The organism is Pseudomonas sp. FW306-02-D09B, assembly GCF_058782685.1.
In genome coordinates this window covers 68,569-90,551 of the sequence record NZ_JBYSXY010000005.1, presented here as the reverse complement: position 1 = coordinate 90,551, position 21,983 = coordinate 68,569, and the positions used below count along the sequence as shown (strand labels likewise).

At 60.4% G+C, this 21,983-nt stretch carries 20 protein-coding genes; 8 read left to right on the top strand and 12 right to left on the bottom strand.

Annotated elements, in window-relative coordinates:
- Window position 1: 1 nt before the first annotated feature.
- Window positions 2-1,939 carry a type VI secretion system Vgr family protein gene (locus AC3WK5_RS10655; protein WP_103314781.1) on the bottom strand — a complete coding sequence of 646 codons (1,938 nt, stop codon included), beginning with the start codon at window positions 1,937-1,939 and terminating at the stop codon, window positions 2-4.
- A gap of 250 nt (window positions 1,940-2,189) precedes the next feature.
- Here AC3WK5_RS10655 and AC3WK5_RS10650 point away from each other — a divergent pair, with 250 nt between their 5' ends.
- The 5 genes from AC3WK5_RS10650 (at window position 2,190) to AC3WK5_RS10630 (ending at window position 5,294) form a co-directional block, all read left to right on the top strand.
- Window positions 2,190-2,624 carry a DcrB-related protein gene (locus AC3WK5_RS10650; RefSeq protein ID WP_054594718.1) on the top strand — a complete coding sequence of 145 codons (435 nt, stop codon included), beginning with the start codon at window positions 2,190-2,192 and terminating at the stop codon, window positions 2,622-2,624.
- Between the two features lie 54 nt (window positions 2,625-2,678).
- Entirely contained in the window at window positions 2,679-3,974 is a 1,296-nt protein-coding gene (locus AC3WK5_RS10645) for a PAAR domain-containing protein (protein ID WP_103314780.1), read from the top strand.
- Entirely contained in the window at window positions 3,971-4,504 is a 534-nt protein-coding gene (locus AC3WK5_RS10640) for a hypothetical protein (protein WP_103314779.1), read from the top strand. The genes AC3WK5_RS10645 and AC3WK5_RS10640 overlap by 4 nt, the downstream gene beginning before the upstream one ends.
- Window positions 4,505-4,701: 197 nt before the next feature.
- Window positions 4,702-5,034: a hypothetical protein gene (locus tag AC3WK5_RS10635; RefSeq protein WP_103314778.1), complete on the top strand. Its 333-nt coding sequence runs from the start codon at window positions 4,702-4,704 to the stop codon at window positions 5,032-5,034.
- Complete coding sequence (locus AC3WK5_RS10630) at window positions 5,031-5,294, top strand: hypothetical protein (protein ID WP_103314777.1); 264 nt, start codon at window positions 5,031-5,033, stop codon at window positions 5,292-5,294. The genes AC3WK5_RS10635 and AC3WK5_RS10630 overlap by 4 nt, the downstream gene beginning before the upstream one ends.
- Window positions 5,295-5,342: 48 nt before the next feature.
- Here AC3WK5_RS10630 and AC3WK5_RS10625 read toward each other — a convergent pair whose 3' ends face one another.
- From AC3WK5_RS10625 to tssA, 11 genes are all read right to left on the bottom strand, one after another.
- Window positions 5,343-7,283: a type VI secretion system Vgr family protein gene (locus AC3WK5_RS10625; protein WP_492574149.1), complete on the bottom strand. Its 1,941-nt coding sequence runs from the start codon at window positions 7,281-7,283 to the stop codon at window positions 5,343-5,345.
- Window positions 7,284-7,451: 168 nt separating this feature from the next.
- The gene (tssH, locus tag AC3WK5_RS10620) at window positions 7,452-10,130 is read right to left on the bottom strand and encodes a type VI secretion system ATPase TssH (RefSeq protein WP_054594713.1); all 2,679 of its coding nucleotides are present in this window, start codon (window positions 10,128-10,130) and stop codon (window positions 7,452-7,454) included.
- On the bottom strand, window positions 10,123-11,175 hold the full coding sequence (gene tssG / locus AC3WK5_RS10615; RefSeq protein ID WP_054594712.1) for a type VI secretion system baseplate subunit TssG: 1,053 nt from the start codon (window positions 11,173-11,175) through the stop codon (window positions 10,123-10,125). Before tssG ends, tssH begins: the two co-directional genes overlap by 8 nt.
- Window positions 11,139-12,998: a type VI secretion system baseplate subunit TssF gene (gene tssF / locus AC3WK5_RS10610; RefSeq protein ID WP_103314775.1), complete on the bottom strand. Its 1,860-nt coding sequence runs from the start codon at window positions 12,996-12,998 to the stop codon at window positions 11,139-11,141. Before tssF ends, tssG begins: the two co-directional genes overlap by 37 nt.
- Window positions 12,995-13,507 carry a type VI secretion system baseplate subunit TssE gene (tssE, locus tag AC3WK5_RS10605; protein WP_054594710.1) on the bottom strand — a complete coding sequence of 171 codons (513 nt, stop codon included), beginning with the start codon at window positions 13,505-13,507 and terminating at the stop codon, window positions 12,995-12,997. The genes tssF and tssE overlap by 4 nt, the downstream gene beginning before the upstream one ends.
- Complete coding sequence (locus AC3WK5_RS10600) at window positions 13,501-13,893, bottom strand: hypothetical protein (RefSeq protein ID WP_256588199.1); 393 nt, start codon at window positions 13,891-13,893, stop codon at window positions 13,501-13,503. The genes tssE and AC3WK5_RS10600 overlap by 7 nt, the downstream gene beginning before the upstream one ends.
- Window positions 13,894-13,925: 32 nt before the next feature.
- The gene (locus AC3WK5_RS10595) at window positions 13,926-14,378 is read right to left on the bottom strand and encodes a type VI secretion system amidase effector protein Tae4 (protein WP_103314773.1); all 453 of its coding nucleotides are present in this window, start codon (window positions 14,376-14,378) and stop codon (window positions 13,926-13,928) included.
- Between the two features lie 82 nt (window positions 14,379-14,460).
- Window positions 14,461-14,949 (bottom strand): Hcp family type VI secretion system effector, encoded by a 489-nt coding sequence (locus tag AC3WK5_RS10590; protein ID WP_054594707.1) that lies wholly within the window; start codon window positions 14,947-14,949, stop codon window positions 14,461-14,463.
- Between the two features lie 141 nt (window positions 14,950-15,090).
- A complete protein-coding gene (tssC, locus tag AC3WK5_RS10585; protein WP_054598202.1) occupies window positions 15,091-16,584 on the bottom strand; it encodes a type VI secretion system contractile sheath large subunit in 1,494 nt (497 codons plus the stop codon).
- 15 nt (window positions 16,585-16,599) lie between these two features.
- Window positions 16,600-17,109: a type VI secretion system contractile sheath small subunit gene (gene tssB / locus AC3WK5_RS10580; RefSeq protein WP_007894500.1), complete on the bottom strand. Its 510-nt coding sequence runs from the start codon at window positions 17,107-17,109 to the stop codon at window positions 16,600-16,602.
- An 80-nt stretch (window positions 17,110-17,189) separates the two neighbouring features.
- A complete protein-coding gene (tssA, locus tag AC3WK5_RS10575) occupies window positions 17,190-18,215 on the bottom strand; it encodes a type VI secretion system protein TssA (protein ID WP_054594706.1) in 1,026 nt (341 codons plus the stop codon).
- 404 nt (window positions 18,216-18,619) lie between these two features.
- Between tssA and tagH the strand changes: the two genes are divergently transcribed.
- The 3 genes from tagH (at window position 18,620) to tssK (ending at window position 21,982) form a co-directional block, all read left to right on the top strand.
- Window positions 18,620-20,041: a type VI secretion system-associated FHA domain protein TagH gene (gene tagH, locus AC3WK5_RS10570; protein ID WP_103314772.1), complete on the top strand. Its 1,422-nt coding sequence runs from the start codon at window positions 18,620-18,622 to the stop codon at window positions 20,039-20,041.
- 72 nt (window positions 20,042-20,113) lie between these two features.
- Window positions 20,114-20,632: a type VI secretion system lipoprotein TssJ gene (tssJ, locus tag AC3WK5_RS10565; RefSeq protein WP_103314771.1), complete on the top strand. Its 519-nt coding sequence runs from the start codon at window positions 20,114-20,116 to the stop codon at window positions 20,630-20,632.
- A 15-nt stretch (window positions 20,633-20,647) separates the two neighbouring features.
- Entirely contained in the window at window positions 20,648-21,982 is a 1,335-nt protein-coding gene (gene tssK / locus AC3WK5_RS10560; RefSeq protein WP_054594703.1) for a type VI secretion system baseplate subunit TssK, read from the top strand.
- Window position 21,983: the final 1 nt, after the last annotated feature.

Genomic DNA, 21,983 nt, shown 5'->3' with positions numbered 1-21,983 from the left:
ATTAGCTCTTGGACTTGGGAAACGCGGCATTGATGTTGGCGTCGATGCTCGCCTTGACGCCCTGGCCATCAGGCGTGGCGCCAGCGCCGCCGCCGTTGTTCAGGTGCAGCACGCCGCCGGTGTTGAACTCGGCATCACCGCTGGCATAGAAGCTGATTTGCACGCCGGTCAGGTTGATCTGGCCGCTGGCATTGAGCTCCAGGATGCTTTCACCACAGACCAGCCGCAGGTTCTCGCCCACTTCAATGACGTAGCTCTGGCTGATGCTGTCGGTCTTGCGCTGGCCCACCGACAGAATGTCTTCCTGCTTGACGATGCGCAGACGGTTGTTGCCGATGGTCACTGTCTCGTTATGCCCGATGCTCTTGTTGCGGTCGTGGCCCACCGAGTGGCTTTCATCGACCTCGACCACGATGTCCTGATTGCGCTCGGCATGGATGTACAGCTGCTCGGCGCCTTTTTTGTCTTCCATGCGGATTTCGTTGAAATTCGCCGGTGTGCCACCCTTGCTCGAACGGCTTTTCATGCCGCTCTGGGTGGCGTTTTCCGGCAGGTCGTAGGGCACGGTCTGTTCGGCGTTGTAGACGCGGCCGGTGATGATCGGCCGGTCCGGGTCGCCTTCGAGGAAGCTGACGATGACTTCCTGGCCGATCCGCGGGATCTGCATCGAGCCCCAGTTTTTACCGGCCCAGGACTGCGACACGCGAATCCAGCACGAGCTGTTTTCGTTGGACTGATCATGCCGGTCCCAATAGAAATGCACCTTCACCCGGCCAAACTGATCGGTCCAGATTTCCTCGCCTTTGGGGCCCACCACCAACGCGGTCTGCGGGCCTTTGACGATCGGGCGGTGGGTGTTGGGCAGCGGGCGGTAGCTTTGTTGGGCGTCGATGCAGGTCAGGCTGCTTTCGAACTGTGCCGAAGGCGCGCCACCACCGGTTTCCCCGCTTTCCTGGGAAATGTAATAGCGGGTGCCGACGATCAGGTATTCGCGGTTCTGGTCCTGGCGGCTGAAGCCGGTGAGGCTGAACAAATGACCCGAGCCCAGGCCTCGGGCGTTGCCGGCCAGCTCGACCTGTTCGTGCAGGGTCTGCAAGGCTTCGATGCGGGTGCGGGCGTAATGTTCGCCGTCTTCGCTTTGCACATAAGTGCCGGGGTAGTCGTACAGCGGATAGTCGCCGGCGGTGTGCGGACGGGGCATGGCCGAGCGCACGTCGATACGCGCGCTGGGGCGCTGGAAATCATAGTCGTTGAGCTCCAGCGAACCCGGCTGGACTTCCTGGGCCAGGTGCCAATCGTGGATGTGATCGCGTTCGCGCTGCTGCTCATTCCTGGGGTAGTAGGGCACCGAGGCGTAGCCGGGCGCACTGGTGTGAGCGCCGTAGGCATCGGCCAACACCAACACATGACGACCCTGTTCATGGCGGAAGAAGTAGTAGATCCCTTCCTGCTCCATCAGGCGGCTGACGAAATCGAAACTGGTTTCGCGATACTGCACGCAGTATTCCCACTCGCGATAGGGCCGGCTCAGGGCATCTTCGAAATCGGAAAAGCCGAGGTCGCGAAACACCTGCTTGATGATCTGCGGGATGCTCAGGTTCTGGAAAATCCGGCAATCGGAGGTGCGGGTCAGCAGCCAAAGCCAAGGCCGCAGCGTGACCTGGTAGCTGGCGAACTGGCCCTGGTCGACGTTCTGGCTGCAGCGGGCAACGATGCCATGGAAATGACGCTCGCCACCGCCGTCCAGTTGCAGGCTCAGGGACATGGGTTTGCCGAGCAACTGGTTGAGGTCGATGGCATTGTCCAGCGAGTGCAGCTGCAACTCATAGTTGAACAGCCGCCCCAGCTCTTCGCCGCCGCCCATGTCTTTGAGCAACAGCACCTCTGGCCCCAGGGGGCTGGTGACTTTTGCCAGGCGTGAGGCTTGGTTGAATAACATGGGCTGTCCTTATTCGCTGTCGCAATCCTTTTGACGCTGCCGAAGATTGCAGCCTTTTGACTTTAAAGATCAAGAGATTGCGACCTTCGGCAGTTCGTACAGAGACGCGCGACCGCCAAGGGCGATGGCGCTGAAGTCATAATGTAGTTCGTTACTTGGGGGAGAGGAACCAGACTCTTGATTGTTGCCAGGCATTACCTGAATATCTGCTCCCCTGCGCGTCACCTCACGTCTATGGAAAGCGATTACTGTGACCTCTTACCGCATGCAAGAAGCCGATCTCGAAATCCCCGATACCTGGCAGGACCAGAGCATCAATATTTTTAAGCTGCCAGCAGTCGGCCCTGCTAAAGAAGCCAGTTTCGTCATCAGTCGCGATGCTACCCAGGGCGACGCGCCATTTGCAGAATACGTGGACCGCCAACTCAAAAGTGCGGAGCAGCAACTGCCGGGTTTCAAGCTGGTTCAGCGCTGGGACACGGTGCTGCAAGGGCATACCGCCACATTGCTGGATTACACCTGGCAACGCGAGGGGCGCGAACTGATGCTGCGCCAGGTGTTCATCGAGCGTAAGCCGTCCGTGTTGATCACCACCTTGACCACGACACCGAATGACTTCGCCTATCACGAGCAGGCCTGGAAGCTGGCGATGCATTCGTTCAAGCCACAGCCTCCAATCATCTGAGCATCCATACGTCCCACTGAGCAGTCATACACATCAGTAAGGTAGATGCGCGCAATGGATGCACAGGCTGCAGCACGTCTGGGTGACGAAATAGCCCATGGATTCGGGGTCGCAGCGATGGTCGCCGGTGCCGTAGCCGGCGCCTTGATCGGTGCCGCGGTCATCGCCGCGACCGTCGCCACCGGTGGTGTGGCGGTGGCCATTTTTGCCGGCTCGATTGCGGCCGGCGGCTTGTCGATGTTCCAGATCGTCAAGGGGCTTTCCACCATCTTCAATTTGCCCGAACCCACAACGGGCAAGTTGCAGATGGGCAGTTTCAATGTCTATATCAACAGCCTCAATGCCATGAGAGCGGGAGAGGACGTCGCTTCCAGCTGCTCCGGGCTGCCGATGAATCATCCGATGTGGCCCTTTCCGGTATTGATCGCTGAAGGCAGTGCCACGGTGTTCATCAACGGCAAACCGGCAGCACGCTTGCACAGCAAAATGGTTTGCGGTGCTCATATCAAGAGCGGCAGCCCCAATACGTTTATCGGTGGGCCAACGGTGTCGGTGGCGTTTGTCCTGGATATCGAGGGGTGGATGCATACCGGGTTGGAAGCACTGGGATTGCTGGCTGTGGGGGGGGCTGCAGTACTCGCGGCCATGGCGGGCCTTGCCGCGTTAGCCGGTTTCGTGGTGATTGGCGGCACGATGATGGCTGGCATGGCGTTGCTAGGGGATTTGGGTGATCGCTTGGGGCCCGGTTATCGGGATCTGCTGCAGGGTGTCGCTGGGTTGGCGCTTTTGGGCCTGGGACCGAAAATGGCAAAAATCGGTGCTGCGCCCAAGCCACGCTCGGTGAGCTTCAAACCGGGTTACACGGCAGACGATATCGTTGCGATTCCCAAGTCCAGCCGGCCGGATCCCTCTGAGTACCTTGAGGCTTCCTATATCGACAAGCATCTTAAGGTCTTCCAGGATGAAGGCGGTGCGTTTCTATTTACCCCGGATGATATTGCCAACCCCATGTACGCGACCTTTAGCGATACCAAGTACGTCATGGCCAAATCAGACCTGCACGGTGTGGTCGGCGAATTTAAAAAGACCGGCGATCTTTCACTTTTGGAGTCTGCCCTGGGCTATGACCCGGGCTCCTTTACCGGCAAGGAAATTTACATGATGGACCTGAACAATCCCAAGGTGGTCATGCCAAGCGGTAACGAGCGGGGAGCGAACCCGCTATGGCGTCCTGGCGGCCTGACCCATCCGGGTGGCATGCGCGAGGCGGTATTGGATAAGGTGGGCATTCCACACCAGAACGACATCAATTTTCTGCTCGCGAACCCTGATGTAGTGAGAATTCAATGAGTACCCATCCAGATAATGTATTGCTGCTTGCCCTGGCAAATGACGAATTGGATAAATTCCTTGTAGGCGAGCCGTTCTACTTTCAAGAAGCCAAAAACGACTACGATGAACCGCAGAATATCGTCGTGGCCTTCGATTTGCTGGTGTTGCGTTACTGGCAGCAGACCCGCGACGCCAACTTCCCCGCACGTTTCGTGGCGGCTTTGCTCAAGATTCTCGCGACCTACCCCGATCGTAATCGGGCGATCTATGTCGCAGCGGTCTGGGTTTGGTATTACCGATTTTGCCTGAGCAAAAAGCGCGCACAGCCCGAGGGGCTCTATGCCGAGCTGTTCGAAATCGACATGGGGGCCGTGGCCTTATCCCTTCAGCGGCAGCTTGAGATCAATAAGGCAGCGCTTATCCTGGATACACGTTGGGCTGGTGGCAGCTGGAACAGCCAGAACGGTTTATGGGGGCCGTTGATGCGTACCGCCCTGGCAGTCAGGGACAAGCTTGGAGGGCCGGACTTCGTGCCTGCCAATCTCTGAGGAGCGCTTAAAGATGGATTCAAGATCCGGCAGGGCGGTGATGTCGTAGGGCGCATGCCCAGAAGTCCGATGGGGGGGGAACCAATATTTCCTGGGGCCAGGCAAACACTTGCCGGGTGGAGCTCCAGAAATGGTTGTCGAGTCGATTCCTACCCAGGATGCGGACGGTATTACCACGTTAACCAAGGTACTGGTCAGTGATTAATGATGTGCTGAAGGCATTCGTAAAAAAAGCGGACGGTGACTTGATCCGTGTTCGAATCATTGATAACGCGCTGGACTCGCTCCTGCGCGCTATCGGGTTTTTGCATGCGACAGAGAAAGATATCTATGTTTTGAACGTCGCGGACGACAAGCAGAAGGCTAAGGTATTCGATGAACTACGTTCATTAGGGGTGGCCTTTTCGGCGGGTAAGGAATGGTGTCCCTCCGAAGTTTTCGAATATCTTCGTGACGAGCAACTGCTGAGCGGTCAATTTTTGCGAGTCGCGTGGACGCAGCCGGGTCAATACCTGCTGACGAACGCGTGAAGTTTCAAGATGCTCTGATCCACCGCGAACATATGTTCTCCGTGGGCATCGAACAAGACGCCGGTCGATTCTACGTCTCCATACCGGTCAGCAATGGCATGGCCGACTACGAGGAATACTATGAAATCGACCGTGCAACCTTTGAGCTGTTCAGGCGTGATCCGGATGCCGCACTGCCGTTTGTCATGCGTTGCAGAAAGCGCGAGCTGGACGAACTGTTGATGATCCAGCCGGGAACAAACCGCGGCACGGCCATCTGAGCGTTGAAAGGCAAGGGCGCTGAGGCCGGCGTTATTCCTTGCGTGAACTCAGTGTTTGGCTTTTGCCGGGAATAATGCTTTCACCGCCGCATCAATCACACCCTTGATGCCTTTACCTTTGGGGTCCACTTCGCTTGCGCCTCCGGAGTTGAGGTCCAAACGGCCGCCGGTGTCGATATTGCCATCGCCACTGGCGTAGATATTGAACGCCGTGCCCGAGATGTTGATCTCGCCACTGGCATTGAACTCCAACACGCTTTTGCCACAGACCAGTCGAATTTGCGATCCCGCCTCCATGAGGTATTGGGTGCTGACGCTGTCGCTCTTGGTTCCTCCGACATACAAGGCATCGTTGCGCTGTACCGCCCGGAGGCGGTCTTCACCAATACGCACCGTCTCGTTATGCCCGATGCTCTTGTTGCGATCGTGGCCCACCGAGTGGCTTTCATCGACCTCGACCACGATGTCCTGATTGCGCTCGGCATGGATGTACAACTGCTCGGCGCCTTTTTTGTCTTCCATGCGGATTTCGTTGAAATTCGCCGGCGTGCCGCCCTTGCTCGAACGGCTTTTCATGCCGCTCTGGGTGGCGTTTTCCGGTAGGTCGTAGGGCACGGTCTGTTCGGCGTTGTAGACGCGGCCGGTGATGATCGGCCGGTCCGGGTCGCCTTCGAGGAAGCTGACGATGACTTCCTGGCCGATCCGCGGGATCTGCATCGAGCCCCAGTTTTTACCGGCCCATGACTGTGACACGCGAATCCAGCACGAGCTGTTTTCGTTGGACTGATCATGCCGGTCCCAATAGAAATGCACCTTCACCCGACCAAACTGATCGGTCCAGATTTCCTCGCCTTTGGGGCCCACCACCAACGCGGTCTGCGGGCCTTTGACGATCGGGCGGTGGGTGTTGGGCAGCGGGCGGTAGCTTTGTTGGGCGTCGATGCAGGTCAGGCTGCTTTCGAACTGTGCCGAAGGCGCGCCACCACCGGTTTCCCCGCTTTCCTGGGAAATGTAATAGCGGGTGCCGACGATCAGGTATTCGCGGTTCTGGTCCTGGCGGCTGAAGCCGGTGAGGCTGAACAAATGACCCGAGCCCAGGCCTCGGGCGTTGCCGGCCAGCTCGACCTGTTCGTGCAGGGTCTGCAAGGCTTCGATGCGGGTGCGGGCGTAATGTTCGCCGTCTTCGCTTTGCACATAAGTGCCGGGGTAGTCGTACAGCGGATAATCGCCGGCGGTGTGCGGACGGGGCATGGCCGAGCGCACGTCGATACGCGCGCTGGGGCGCTGGAAATCATAGTCGTTGAGTTCCAGCGAACCCGGCTGGACTTCCTGGGCCAGGTGCCAATCGTGGATGTGATCGCGTTCGCGCTGCTGCTCATTCCTGGGGTAGTAGGGCACCGAGGCGTAGCCGGGCGCACAGGTGTGAGCGCCGTAGGCATCGGCCAACACCAACACATGACGACCCTGTTCATGGCGGAAGAAGTAGTAGATCCCTTCCTGCTCCATCAGGCGGCTGACGAAATCGAAACTGGTTTCGCGATACTGCACGCAGTATTCCCACTCGCGATAGGGCCGGCTCAGGGCGTCTTCGAAATCGGAAAAGCCGAGGTCGCGAAACACCTGCTTGATGATCTGCGGGATGCTCAGGTTCTGGAAAATCCGGCAATCGGAGGTGCGGGTCAGCAGCCAAAGCCAAGGCCGTAGCGTGACCTGGTAGCTGGCAAACTGGCCCTGGTCGACGTTCTGGCTGCAGCGGGCAACGATGCCATGGAAATGACGTTCGCCACTGCCGTCCAGTTGCAGGCTCAGGGACATGGGTTTGCCGAGCAACTGGTTGAGGTCGATGGCATTGTCCAGCGAGTGCAGCTGCAACTCATAGTTGAACAGCCGCCCCAGCTCTTCGCCGCCGCCCATGTCTTTGAGCAACAGCATCTCCGGCCCCAGGGGACTGGTGATTTTTGCCAGGCGTGAGAGTTGCTCGAATAGCATCAGTAATCCCGTAAACGTTATAGAGCCGAGCTGCATATCCCTGTCGGAACCGGGTCCAGTGTGGGAGCGGGCTTGCTCGCGAAGGCGGTGTGTCAGCCAATATCAATGTCGCTGACAGATTGCATTCGCGAGCAAGCCCGCTCCCACATTGACCGTGTTTCGGTCAGGTCAGGCGGCGTCGCTGAAGTCGTAGTGCAATTCGTTGTCCCTGGCGCTGATTCGCACCCCTGCCAGCGCCTTGCCTTCGAGCATGCGGGTGAGGAACTCGCGGCTCATGTCCGGTAGCAGGCTGTTGGTCAGGATGGTGTCGATCATCCGCCCACCACTTTCGGTTTCGGTGCAACGGGAGACGATCAGGTTGATCACCTCATCGTCGTAATCGAACGCCACTTTGTGGGTGTTCTCCACGCGCTTCTTGATGCGGTTGAGTTGCAGGCGGGTAATGGCCTTGAGCATCTCGTCGCTGAGCGGGTAGTACGGAATGGTCACCAGGCGGCCCAGCAAGGCCGGCGGGAAAATCTCCAGCAGCGGCTGGCGCAGGGCCTTGGCGATTTCTTCGGGCTCGGGCACGTTTTGCGGGTCTTTGCAGACTCGGGCAATCAGCTCGGTGCCAGCGTTGGTGGTCAGCAGAATCAAAGTGTTCTTGAAGTCGATCACACGACCTTCGCCGTCCTCCATCACGCCTTTGTCGAAGACCTGGAAGAAAATCTCATGCACGTCCGGGTGGGCTTTTTCCACCTCGTCCAGCAGCACCACGCTGTAGGGTTTGCGCCGCACGGCTTCGGTCAGTACGCCGCCTTCGCCATAGCCGATGTAGCCCGGTGGCGCGCCCTTGAGCGTGGACACCGTGTGGGCTTCCTGGAATTCGCTCATGTTGATGGTGATGACGTTCTGCTCGCCGCCGTACATGGCTTCCGCCAGGGCCAGGGCGGTTTCGGTCTTGCCCACGCCGGAGGTGCCGGCGAGCATGAACACGCCGATCGGTTTGCTCGGGTTGTCGAGGCCGGCGCGGGAGGTCTGGATGCGCTTGGCGATCATCTGCAAGGCGTGGTCCTGGCCGATGATGCGTTTCTTCAAGTGCTGGTCGAGGTTGAGCACGGTTTCCAGTTCGTTACGGGCCATGCGGCCCACCGGAATGCCGGTCCAGTCGGCGACCACCGAGGCCACGGCCTGGTAATCCACAGTCGGCAGGATCAACGGGGTTTCGCCTTGCAGGGCGCTGAGACGCTGTTGCAGGTCCACCAGTTTTTCGCGCAAGGCGTGGCTGGTCTCGCTGCCATCCTCGCTGTCCACCACACCGACGCGCTCGCGCAGGGTGGCGCGGGTGGCGAGCAATTCGTCTACCAGGGTTTTCTCTTCGGCCCAGCGACTTTCCAGTTCGGCGAGGCGTTCGCGCTCGGCGGCCAGCAGGTTTTCGCTGTTGCTCTGGCGGGCGCCGATGACGATGCCGATGGCGTGCTCGCGGGCGATGATCTGCAGCTCGGTTTCCAGCGCCTCGATGCGGCGACGGCTGTCGTCCACTTCGGCCGGCACGGCATGCAGGCTGATGGCGACCCGGGCGCAGGCGGTGTCCAGCAGGCTCACGGATTTGTCCGGCAACTGGCGCGCCGGGATGTAGCGGTGAGACAGCTTGACCGACGCTTCCAGGGCTTCGTCGAGGATCTGCACCTGATGGTGTTTTTCCATCGTCGAGGCCACGCCGCGCATCATCAGCAATGCCTTGTCTTCCGACGGCTCGGCCACTTGCACCACCTGGAAACGACGGGTCAGGGCCGGGTCTTTTTCAATGTGCTTCTTGTACTCGGCCCACGTCGTGGCGGCCACGGTGCGCAACGTGCCTCGGGCCAGAGCCGGTTTCAGCAGGTTGGCCGCATCCCCGGTACCGGCGGCGCCACCGGCACCTACCAGCGTGTGGGCTTCGTCGATAAACAGGATGATCGGTTTCGGCGACGCCTGGACGTCTTCGATGACCTGGCGCAGGCGCTGTTCGAATTCACCTTTCATGCTCGCGCCGGCCTGCAACAGGCCGACATCGAGGCTGCGCAGTTCCACGTCTTTGAGCGCCGGCGGCACATCACCGGCGACGATGCGCAGAGCAAAGCCTTCGACCACCGCGGTTTTACCGACACCGGCTTCACCGGTCAGAATCGGGTTGTTCTGCCGACGACGCATGAGGATGTCCACCAACTGGCGGATCTCTTCGTCACGGCCGACAATCGGGTCAAGCTTGCCGCTGCGGGCCTGCTCGGTGAGGTCGACGGTAAAACGCTTGAGTGCTTCCTGCTTGCCCATGGCGCTGGGGGCCATGGCGCCGCTGGCTTCACCGGGCACGCTGCCTGCGTTGAAACCATCGCTGGCGCTGAGCGCATTTTCCGGCGAGTCGCCGACGTATTCGTCGAACCGCTCGCTCAGGGCCTCGACCTTGATCTTGTCAAACTCTGCCGATAGCCCGAGCAGCCCGTGGCGCAGGCTCGGGGTCTTGAGGATGCCCAGCACCAGGTAACCGGTACGCACCTGGCTTTCGCCGAACATCAGGCTGCCGTAGACCCAGCCACGTTCCACGGCTTCTTCCACATGGGAGGACAAGTCGGTGATTGATGTCGAGCCCCGTGGCAAACGGTCCAGGGCTTCGGTCAGATCTCGGGCCAGGCGTGCCGGTTCGATATTGAACTGGCGGATAATGCGGTGCAGGTCCGAGTCCTGCAATTGCAGCAACTGATGAAACCAGTGGGCCAGTTCCACATAAGGGTTGCCACGCAACTTGCAAAACACGGTGGCGGCTTCGATGGCTTTGTAGGCCACGCTGTTTAACTTGCCGAACAACGCGGCGCGACTGATTTCACCCATGCTCATGGCTCCTTGAGGTCTGTGAGGTGTTGGCTTGCTCGGCGTAATGCCGGGCCAGTATTAAATCCTTGGCATCTGTTTCGGGCCGGCCCAGCCAGGTATTGAACCCCAGACGGAAGCGGCCATTGAGTTGCAGTGCCGGTACTTCGGGCTGTTCCAGGATCAGGTTCAAGTCCCAGTCCAGTTCATGGCCCAGGTATTCGGCCACCCAGGCCACCAGCTCATTGAAAGGTTGGCTGCCGGGCAGCATGCCCATGTAGTCATCGAGCTTGAGCGGCCCCAGGCGAATGCGGAATTTGTGCTGGCGATCCCAGACGTAACGACCCAGGCAAAAATCCATGCCCAATTGATGGGCGCTGACGCCCACGCGGCTGCGTTCCGGCAGCTCCAGCCATTGGCCGACGTACTCCTCGATCTCTACCGGCAGGCCGAAGTATTCGCTGATAATGGCCTTCAGGCCGTCCGGGTAGCGGGTTTGTGCCGACAGATGACCGCTGTAATGCAGCTTCGCGGTGTCGGGGATCAGCCCTTGTTTGAGCAGGCTCGGCATACCCCGGCCGCTCAGTGCCGCCAGGCGTGCCGACCAATAGTCATCGTCCGGGCGATCATGGCTGACCGTCGGCCGCGCTTCGGCCCAGGCCCGATAAAACAGGCTCAGCAGGCGATGGTGGAACACATCCAGGAAGCGTTTGCTGGTGCTGTCGGCGTTGTTGCGCTGGCGTTCGCGCACATACTCAGTGATGTGCAGCGGCAACGGGCCGTTGGGGCCGCCGAGGCCGAAAAAGAACTGCTCCAGCCGCGCCGGCGCGCCGTCGATACCCGGCTGTACCGAGGCCAGGGTCGCCGGGGCGAAGGTGCAATCGGCTTGTTGCCCAAGGCGCAGCGGATCATCGGCCAGGCGCAACGAATGGCCCAGGCGCGGCAGCTCAGGCGATTCGCACTCGATGCGCCGCAATGCCTGGAAGAAGTCATATTCCCAGGGCTCCTGGTGCATCGCCTCCAGGGTACTCACAGGGTCGGACGGCGTCCGGGCTTGGCTTTCCATCGCATGATCTCGCCGCGTTCGGTGGTACGGATCACCGTCTCGGTAAAACTGTTGATCGACACGTAGCGTGCCAGGAAGCGTTCGAACACTGCGCCGAGCAAGAAAACCCCGGTGCCGCGAAACGCGTTTTCATCGAATTCCAGGGTGATCTCCAGGCCACGGCCAAACACGATCGGACCCGGCATTGGCAAGCGTCGGGTGCAGGCCTTGCTGCTGACTTCGCGCAGGCCTTCGATCTGCAATTGCAGCGCCGTATCGTTGCTGTCGCCGTACAGGCGCAGCAGTTCGCGCAGGGCGGCGGCGCCCTGGCCTTGCTCGCTGAGGGACAGGTAGTTCAGCGAAAGCTGGCTGATCAACCGCCAGGCCTTGGCGTCATGGGCATGGCTGGCGCGTGGGCGGCTCGGGCCTGCCACGCACCGCACCGCCGCTACAGGTGCGCTGTCTGCCAGGGTGAAGTCGGTCTTGCCATTGCCCACACTCATGAACAGCGGCAGGTCGCGGTTGGTGCATAACGCCGTTACGCCCAGTTGGCGCAGGTCGTGGCGATAGGGTGCCTGCTGGCTGTCCACCAGGCTGACGAAGGTTTCGCTGCCGATGTAGGTCGAGCGCGGGCCGTTGCGCCGCTGGCCGCTGGACAGCACACGTGGTTCGCGCCGCACCGTATACCAGGCCTGATCGCGGCCGTAACGAGACGGATCACGTACCGTATAGAACGGCAAAAAAGGCTGTTCTGACCCGGTCCCATGGCCGGTGAGGGTGGTCAGGGAATGAATCTCGAAATCCATCGGCCGGGTGCGGTCGGCGATCACATGGTGTTCATGGACCCGTTCCGACAAGTGGATGCGATCCAGGCGCTTGGGAAACAAGTTGATTGCCGGGGTGCAGAACGGCAGGAACTGCGCGGCACTGACACTGCCTTCCAGGCTCGGATCGTGACGGTCGAACAGCACGATCAATTCCAGTTCCTGGCCGTCGCAGCGTTTGACCGCACGGTTCAACTGGGTGAAGTCGACAAACAGAAAGCGGTGGGGCAGGGCGAAGTATTCCTGCAACAGGCGATAGCCCTGGAAGGCTCGCGAGACCACTGGCAGCGCGGCGTCGGTATCGTCGAATCCCACGGAGCGCAGTGCATCCTGCGGCAGGCGTTCTACCCAATCGCCGCCGGGCTGACGTGCGAAGACGGCGCAGGCGTTGCCCAGCAGCTGTTCATAGAGGCGAAAGGGCTGCTCGTCGGCGCCGCTGAGGTACAGCGGCAGGTTGTCCAGGGTCAGGCTGCTGAATGGCAGTTCGGCCCCGGTACGCAGGGTCAGGCGCAGGCCGGCCTTGGCCTTGGGTTCACTGGCGGCCAGGCGCCCGAGCACGGCGGACGGGTTGCCGAAGTACTCGGCCCGGCTGACCTGCAGCGGCCACAACGTCACCGCGTGGGCGGTGCGGTACTCGCAGCAGGTTTGGGTTTCGCGACCCAGGGCGGCACGCAGGACCGTGTCGCGGGGCAGCGGGAAGCCGCTGCTCAGCGAGCCTTCATCGGGGTCGGCCTGCAGTTGCACGACGGTCATCGACGGTGTCGGCGCCAGGTAATGGGGGTAAGCGATTTCCAGCAAATTGTGGGTGAAAGTCGGGTATTCGGCATCGAGCTTGAGCTGTACTCGCGCCGTCAGGTAGGCGAACCCTTCCAGCAAGCGCTCAACATACGGGTCGGCGCAGTCCATACCGGACAACGTTAGCCGACTGGCGATTTTCGGGTATTCCTGGGCGAACTCCGCCGCGCTTTCGCGCACGTGGAGCAACTCCTGGTTGTACAGTTCCAGCAGGCGCGGGTTCATGAGCGTCTCCGCTGGTCGGCGTTGACCACCCGCACATGGCCGGATTCCAGGTCCAGGTCGGTTTGCAGCATCAGGCGCAGCGGCACCGGCTGCGCCCAGAGATCGCCTTCAATCTCGAAACTCAGGGCGTTGTGGTTCATTTCGGCGGACGCCCGGGCCCGCACGCGCAGGGTATGGCGCAGAATCCGCGGCTCGAACGTGGCGATGGCCTGGTGGATAAGCGCTTCAAGCGCCGCGATATCGACGTTCGACGCACTGTTGCCGGCCAGGGCTGGCAACCCGAAATTGATCACCGAAGTACCGGCCGGGGTGTGCAACGTCGCATCGGCGCCGAGCAATGAAGTGGTGTTGAGCAGCCACGCCAGATCACGCAGCACCGAGGCTTTCAGTTGGCTCAGGGACAGCACGCGCTTGTCGGCGCTTTCCTTGAGATTGCTCGGGTCGTCGTCGGTCAACCGATCCAGCAGGGACGGTTGCAGGCGATCGCGGGTGGCGATTTCGGTTACCACGTAAATGGCGCTACATACATTTTTTGGTCCCCTCCTGTGCCGCAGGACGCAAACGTGTTGACCGCTCCCGCCTCCAGCCCCCCCGGGATCTGGCGGACAGCCTGCATTTTGCTGAGGCAGTCGCGGCTGGGCGCAGGCATGTGCTCGCTGCGCCAGACCGAAAATATCGGGATGTTATTGAACGTCTCTACGCGCAGTTGCTGCTGTTTATTCAGGCTGAAGCTGCAAGGCCATTCCATGTCCAGTTTCATGCGACTCTGGTCGGGTTTGACCAGTGTGCATTGACCCTGGTCGTCAATCAGTCTGAGTTGCTGCCCAACAAAGACGGCCTGGGTTGTTGGCATTTGGGCATGTTCGGCGCATGCGCTCAGGCTGATCAGATTCATCGCCAGGCACATGGTGAGCCGGTGATTTTTCATTATGCGAGCTCCCAGAACCAGACAGCTCTGGATCTGTAAAAGAGGTCACCGGTTTGGGTCAGGCCCCGATTCCATAGATCAATATGATCGCCAGTACGATTGTCCGCAGACTCCCCTGACTGCTGGAAACAGTCCTTGAAGAAGATAAGCCCGGTTTTGCCCATCAACGTGCGACGCTCCTCGGCGCTGTTGCCAAGAATGGTTGGCCGCCCCAGATGATGCTTCCACAACCAGTTCGCCAGCGACTCGGCACCCCGGGCGTGCTCATGTGCACACTTGGGTTCGGTATAGGTGGATTTGTTGACCTTGATGGTCAGCTCTGCATTGAGTGTCGCGCTCATGCGGATAGCACACTGGTTTTCCCAAGGGCCATCACAGGGCTTTGCGTCAGGGTACGTAACCAGGAGATCGGAATACGCTTTCCACAAATTAATAAACGAAGGCTTGGCCATGACTCAGACACCGGATGGGACAGGATTGGATTCGAGCAAGCACCAAACTGCCCCCGACGCATAACGACGGGGGCATCTTCGATTACGCCTTGACGTTCTGACGGATGTTCCAGCCAAACTTGATCGGGCCGCCGTCTTTGGTGCCGTCGGCTTTCTGCGGTTGGTAGTCCACCAGCACTTTGGCGAAGTTCAGGGTGACGTTTTCGGTCAGGCGATCATCGCTACCCGAGCCGCCGGTGCTCAGGGAAGTGATCAGCACTTCTTCCAGGTTGATGATCATGTACTCGACCTGGCTTTCGCCACCGGCCTTGCGCACGGTCAGTTTGACCTTGTCGATGTGCTTGCCGGCGGCGCAGTGCATCATCAGGTTCGGCGAGGCCTTGTCGACATACTTGGTCAGCGACAGGTCCTGGACATTCACCTTGCCCGCACCGCCGCCACCACCCGTGTGCATATTGCCGGACTGGGACATGCCCCAGCTCCAGTTCAAGACGTCGATTTCGTCCTTGTGGGCCTTGTCCATGGACTCGCCCTTGATGTCGCCGATCTTGATGAAAATATCAACAGCCATGTTTTCTCCCTGTGTGGTCTCTACCACATTGTGTTTTTGCTGATCGTTCCCACGCTCTGCGTGGTAACGCATCGGGTGAAGCTCTGCGTCCTGGGCGGCATTCCCACGCAGAGCGTGGGAACGAACACATCAAGGGCGGTGTTACGCACCCTTGGCCGAAGGCAGTTTGGATACCAGGCGCAGCGACACGGTCAGACCTTCGAGCTGATAGTGCGGACGCAGGAAGAACTTGGAGGTGTAGTACCCCGGGTTGCCTTCCACGTCCTCGACGATCACTTCGGCCGCAGCCAATGGGTGCTGGGCCTTGGTGGTTTCGGTGGAGTGCGCTGGGTCACCGTCGACGTAGTTGAGGATCCAGTCCTGCAACCAACGCTGCATTTCGTCCTTCTCTTTGAAGGAGCCAATCTTGTCGCGCACGATGCACTTCAAGTAATGGGCGAAACGGCAGGTGGCAAACAGGTAGGGCAGGCGCGCGGCCAGGTTGGCGTTGGCGGTGGCATCCGGGTCGTCGTATTCAGCCGGTTTCTGCAACGACTGGGCGCCGATGAACGCGGCGAAGTCGGTGTTTTTCTTGTGCAGCAGCGGCATGAAACCGTTCTTCGCCAGTTCCGCTTCACGGCGGTCCGAAATGGCGATTTCGGTCGGGCACTTCATGTCTACGCCGCCGTCATCGGTCGGGAAGGTGTGGGCCGGCAGGTTTTCCACTTCGCCGCCAGATTCCACGCCACGAATGCGCGAGCACCAGCCGAAGTGTTTGAACGAGCGATTGATGTTCACCGCCATCGCGTAAGCGGCGTTGGCCCAGGTGTACTTGGAGCTGTCGGCGCCGTCGGTGTTTTCTTCGAAGGCGAAGGCTTCCACCGGGTCGGTCTTGGCGCCGTAGGGCAGGCGCGCCAGGAAGCGCGGCATGGTCAGGCCGATATAGCGCGAGTCTTCCGATTCACGCAGCGAGCGCCAGCCGGCGTATTCCGGGGTGGTGAAGATCTTGGTCAGGTCGCGCGGGTTTGACAGTTCTTGCCACGAGCCCATGCCCATCACGGTCGGCGAGGCGGCTGCGATGAACGGCGAGTGCATGGCGGCGCAGACTTTCGACAATTCGCCCAGCAACTCGACATCCGGCGGCGACTGGTCGAAGTAGTAATCGCCCACGAGGCAACCGTAAGGTTCGCCACCGAACTGGCCGTATTCTTCCTCGTACATCTTCTTGAAGATCGGGCTCTGGTCCCACGCAGTGCCCTTGAATTTCTTCAGGGTCTTGTGCAGGTCGGTCTTGGAGATGTTGAGCACGCGGATCTTGAGCTGCTCGTCGCTCTCGGTGTTGTTGACCAGGTAGTGCAGGCCACGCCAGGCGCTTTCCAGCTGTTGGAAGTCCGGGTGATGGATGACCTGATTCACCTGGGCGGTGAGCTTGGCGTCGATGGCGGCAATGATCGACTCGATAGACTTGATCGCGTCGTTGGACACCAGGTCGGTCTGCGCCAGGGCCTGTTCGGCCAGGGTGCGCACGGCGGTCTCGACGGCTTCGCGAGCGCGGTCGGTCTTGGGTTTGAATTCTTGCAGCAGCAGGGAGGCGAACTCGCTGGCTTCTTCGGTGGTGCCCAGTGTCTGAGCGTCTGCACGTACTGAATCGGTCATGATCATTCGTCCTGATTAAGCCTGAGGCTCGGCTGGCTTCGGCGCACTGGCAAGTGCCTGGAGCAGCGCCGGGTCCTTGATGGCCTTCATGATGATTTCTTCGGCGCCAGTCTTGCCGTCCATGTAGGTCAGCAGGTTGGCCAGTTGGGTGCGCGCTTCGAGTAGCTTGTTCAGCGAGTCGACCTTGCGCGCCACGGCGGCGGGGCTGAAGTCGTCCATGCTTTCAAAGGTGATGTCCAGGCTCAGGTTGCCTTCGCCGGTCAGCTCGTTGGGCACGTGGAACGCGACGCGTGGCTGCATGGCCTTGAGGCGCGAGTCGAAGTTGTCGACGTCCACTTCAAGGAACTTGCGATCGGCAACAGGGGCCAGGGGCTCGGCCGGCTTGCCGGCAAGGTCAGCCATAACGCCCATTACGAAGGGCAACTGGACCTTTTTTTCGGCGCCGTAGAGCTCGACGTCGTACTCGATCTGCACTCGAGGCGCGCGGTTGCGCGCGATGAATTTCTGAGAACTTTGCTTCGCCACGTTGCTGCTCCTGGTCGCTCAAGCGACGGTGTTGGCGTCATCGGTGGTACCGGTGACGTGACTGCGTGATCCTTTCGCTTTTATTCGCTGTCTGGTCCGCGCAGGTTTTCAAATTGGCTCATGCCGTCGGGAATCAAATTGCGCACGATGGCCGCAAAGTCGGCGTGCACCAGATTCTTTGCCCGGTTCAGCAGCACCGGCAGCGGGCTGGAAGGCTCTTGACGCGTGTAGTACGCAAGAATCCGGTCCAGGCTGCGCAGCACGTCGTCGCGGTTGTTGATTTCGCCAGTGCCGGTACTGCGCGGTGCGCTCGGTGCGGTGGCGTATTCAACTGGCGCGGCGCTGTCGTCGCTAATGGCATCGGGCAGGGGGCCGTCGCCGCTCTGGGGGGCGAACTGACTGAGGATCTGCAGGGCCATTTTGATCGGCTGTTTCAGCGGGCCAAGGTCAACGCCCTGGGCGGAACCGACGTATTCGCTAACCTGTTGCTCAATGGTCTCGGCGGCATTGCGGGCCTCGTGCAAGGCCGCGCGGGTGATTTCCAGTTGCTCGGGATCGCTGCCGAGGAACGCCCCGGCGAGCTGCTCGGAGCCGAGGCTTTCGTCAGGGAAGCTTTGCAGGCCGCTGGCATTGGCGGCGGCGCGCAGGCTGACAGGGCCAAAGGTACGCGAGCGGGCCAGGATGCTTTCGCGCAGCAGGCGGATGGTGGTGTCCGACGTCAGACCGGCAAGGGCATTGATGCGCACGGTAGGATCGTTGTCGTCATCGGCATCCAGTCGCGGATGCAGGTCGGCCCAGTATTGCTTGAGTAATTCGCCGATCAGCGTCAGGACGCGGGCCAGGCCCGTGACGCCTTCGAGGGCAAGGGAGCTTTGCAAAAGGAAATGGGTGATACGCAGGTCTTTACTGCGTTGCAACAACTCCAGGCTTTGCTGCTGGATGCTGCTCCATTCAGGGGGTTCGGCAGGCAATATCGAATCGCCCATGCTGCGCTCGGGCTGGCCGCGGGAGTCGCGTTCCAGGCGCAAAAATGCCTGGTCATATTCCAGATCTTCACCGCAAGGCGAAGTCTCGGAAACGGCGGCGAGCAGCGAAGGTACTTCCACTGAATTTGATCTCCCTATCGCCCGCTGACAGAGTCGGGCATTTCACACGCGAGTTCGCGATGGAACTTCACATGTTTCCTTGACGGTAATTGCTCTTTTGAGGGGCAATGATCTTGAAGTACCGTCGCTCATATTCAAGAACTTGCGCATTTTTGGTGTAGTACTTATGCCTTGTCAAGGTAAGCTATTATCCTGTGCGACAGATGTGAGGTGCTTAACAACCCGCGCGACCGGTGGGTCGAGGCGGGCACTTATGCAGGTTTTTTGTCACGCAAGCCGGTTAAGATCAGCAATCATGCTGGTTGAAAGGCGTTTTCGACGTTGTTTGCAAGGTATGTCGGCGAGAGTCACTCGGGCGTAGGCCCTCACTCGCCTGCGCGCAAAGTGTTCAGCAAGGAGGCAAGATGTCGCTGTGTTTGACTATCACTAGTTATCACAAGATTACCCCAGGTCAGTGCTCTGAAAAATCCATGGACCGGGGCATGATGGCAATTGGCCGCAATTCTGATAATGACTGGGTATTGCCTGACCCTCAGCGCCTTATTTCCGGCAAACATTGCGTTATTCAATACAAAGATGGCCGCTACTATTTAACCGATAACAGCACTAATGGTGTGGAATTGGTCAAGGCCGGCATTCGTCTGCGCAAGGGAAACAGCGAGCCGTTGCAGGATGGCGAAGTTATCCGTATCGGTGATTATGACATCCAGGCGCGCATCGATTTCAGTCTGCCGGTGACTGACAGCAACCCTTTCGCCGATTCGTCCAACAGCTTCGAGGCCCTGATGGGGCACCAGGGCGCTGCTGCGAATACGCCGACGTCGTTGCCCATAACCCCGCCCGCACATTTCCAGGGCGGGTCGGCCATGGACACAGTGTCGGACCTTTTCGACTTCCTGTCCCCGACCAGCGTCCCGCCTGCCACCCAGCCCGACCATGTCCCGGCCGAGCAGCATGACTTCCGCCCACCGACCCCGATTCCCAACCCAACGCCCGTGGCGGTGCCTGTACCGTTGGCGTCGGCCTCGGTGATTCCGGAAGATTGGGACCTGTTCAGCGATAAGTCTGCGCCGGTTGCGGTTGCCCCGCTGCCTGTCGCCCCCTTGCCTGTTGCAGAGGTTACGCCGTCACCCGCGCCTCAAATCAGCACACCGATCGCGCCGGCACCCCTGCATGAACCGCCCGTGGCCATCGTCGAACGCGAGGTCAATCCGGTCAGCCCGGCCGACAATGCTCAACCCGACCTGTTGCAAGCCTTCCTGCGCGGCGCAGGTCTGGATCAGTTGCGCCTGGACAAGGCCCAGGCCGAAGCGCAGATGGAAAGCATCGGCCGCAGTTATCGACTGATGGTCGAAGGCCTGATCGATGTCTTGCGCGCCCGCAGTAGCCTCAAGGGCGAGTTCCGCATTCAGCAGACGATGATTCAACCCGTGGAAAACAACCCGCTGAAATTCGCTCCCAACGTCGATGAAGCCATGCTGTTGCTGCTGCGCCACAGCAGTCAGGCGTTCATGGCGCCGGACCTGGCGGTGCGCGATAGCTTCGACGACTTGCGTGCCCACCAATTGGCGGTGATGGCCGGTGTGGAAGCAGCGATCAAGCATCTGCTGGCGCGCTTCGAGCCGGCGCAACTGGAAGAGCGCATGGGCAAGCCCGGTGGCCTGTCGAGCCTTTTCAATGGCTCGCGACAGGCCCAGTACTGGCAGCAGTTCACCGAGCTCTACAGCAAGATTTCCCGCGAGGCCCAAGAGGATTTCCAGGACCTGTTCGGTCGGGAATTCAGCCGCGCCTACGAAGAGCACAGTACAAGGCCGCGCCGCGGCTGAGCACCGACTCATAACGCGATACATAGCAACGAACGGAACAATGGATAGCTGAAACGTCATTGAGGACGCAGGATGATTCACAGGTTTTTACTCGCAGTTGCCACCGCGCTTCTGCTGACCGCGTGTGCGAAGGATACGGCCAAACCCCAGCCCGAAGTGGCTGAGGCCGAGGCCGAGGCTGACACCGCCGCCGTCGAGTTGCACTTCCACGCCATCGCCGGGCTCAACCCCGGTAGCACCGGCCAGCCGGCCCCGGTCCGGGTGCGCATTTTCGAATTGAAAAATGCCGCCACCTTCGGCCGTTCCGATTATTTCGCCCTGGCCGAACGGGCCCAGGCGACGCTCGGCGCTGATCTGCTCGACCAGGACGAAGTGCTGGTCGAGCCCGGCCAGCAATTGAGCTTGCAACGCGACCTCGACCCAGCCACCCGCCACATCGGTGTGCTGGTGGGGTATCGCGAACTGGATCAGGCGCAGTGGCGCACGGTGTTGAATGTCCCGCCGCGCCAATACACCGAATACCAGATCAGCCTCGATGTGCGCGCCGTGCGCAGCGCCGTCGTTGTTCCCCCATCCAGCCCTGCCCAATAAGCAATCGGAGCCCCCATGTCCTGGAACAATCGCGTGGTCTGGTCGGAAGGCATGTTCATTGGAACGCAGCACTTCCAGCAGCATGACCGTTATCTGGAAAACCTCATCGACGCCCGAAGCCGCCCGTTGTCGGCCGGCGCCTGGGGTTTTTCCGAATTGCTGATTGATCAGGGTCTGTTGGCCCAGGGCAAACTGGCAATCATCTCGGCGCGGGGCCTGTTGCCGGACGGCACGCCATTCAACATTCCCCAGGATGACCTGGCGCCGAGCCCGCTGAATGTCGATGCCGACCTGCGCGATGGCCTGGTGTACCTGGCCTTGCCGCTCAAGCGTGCCGGAGCGCGTGACACCGTTGATGAAGGCGAAACCCCGGGCGCTGCGCGCTACGTGAGCCAGGTGCGCGAAGTACGGGACGACAACGCGCCGTTTGAAAACCGTGCGCCGGTGGCAGTGGCTTCCAGGGCGCTGCGATTGTTGATTGCCGAGGATGGCATCAGCGACTACGCCGCCATCGGCCTGGTGCGAATCAAAGAGAAGCGCGCCGACCGCGCCCTGGTGCTCGACGACACTTACATCCCACCGCTGATGGATGTATCCGCCTCCAAACCCCTGGCCGCGTTTCGCAGCGAACTGCTGGGCCTGCTTCATCAACGCGGCGAAGCCCTCGCCGGGCGGGTGGTCGCTTCCGGTGCCGGCGGTGCCTCGGAAATTGCCGACTTCATGCTGCTGCAACTGGTCAACCGCGCTCAGCCGTTGATCCAGCATTTGAGCCAGTTGAGCCCGTTGCACCCCGAGCGGTTCTACAGCGAGTTGGTGAGCCTGGCCGGTGAGTTTTCGACCTTCACCGCTTCCGGGCGGCGACCGCAGGAAAACCCGCAGTACCAGCACGACAACCTGGCGCTGAGTTTTGCGCCGGTGATGCAAGCCCTGCGCGAGGCGCTGTCGATGCTGATCGACAGTAAGGCCACGCCGATTCCGATCGTCGAAAAAGCCTACGGCATTCATGTGGCAATGCTGGCTGACAAGGCCCTGCTCGACAGCGCCAGTTTCATCCTGGTGGTGCGCGCCGACGTGCCTGCCGAGACCCTGCGCAGCCACTTCGGCCAACAGAGCAAGGTCGGCTCGGTGGAGCACATCCGCAACCTGGTCAACCTGCAATTGCCGGGCATCGGCCTGCTGCCGCTGCCGGTGGCGCCGCGGCAGATCCCGTATCACGCAGGCTCCACCTATTACGAACTCGACCGGGGCAGCGAGCATTGGCAGCAACTGGCCAACTCCGGAGGATTTGCGTTCTACATCGCGGGGCAATTCCCGGGGCTGGACCTGGCTTTCTGGGCGATCCGAGGATAAA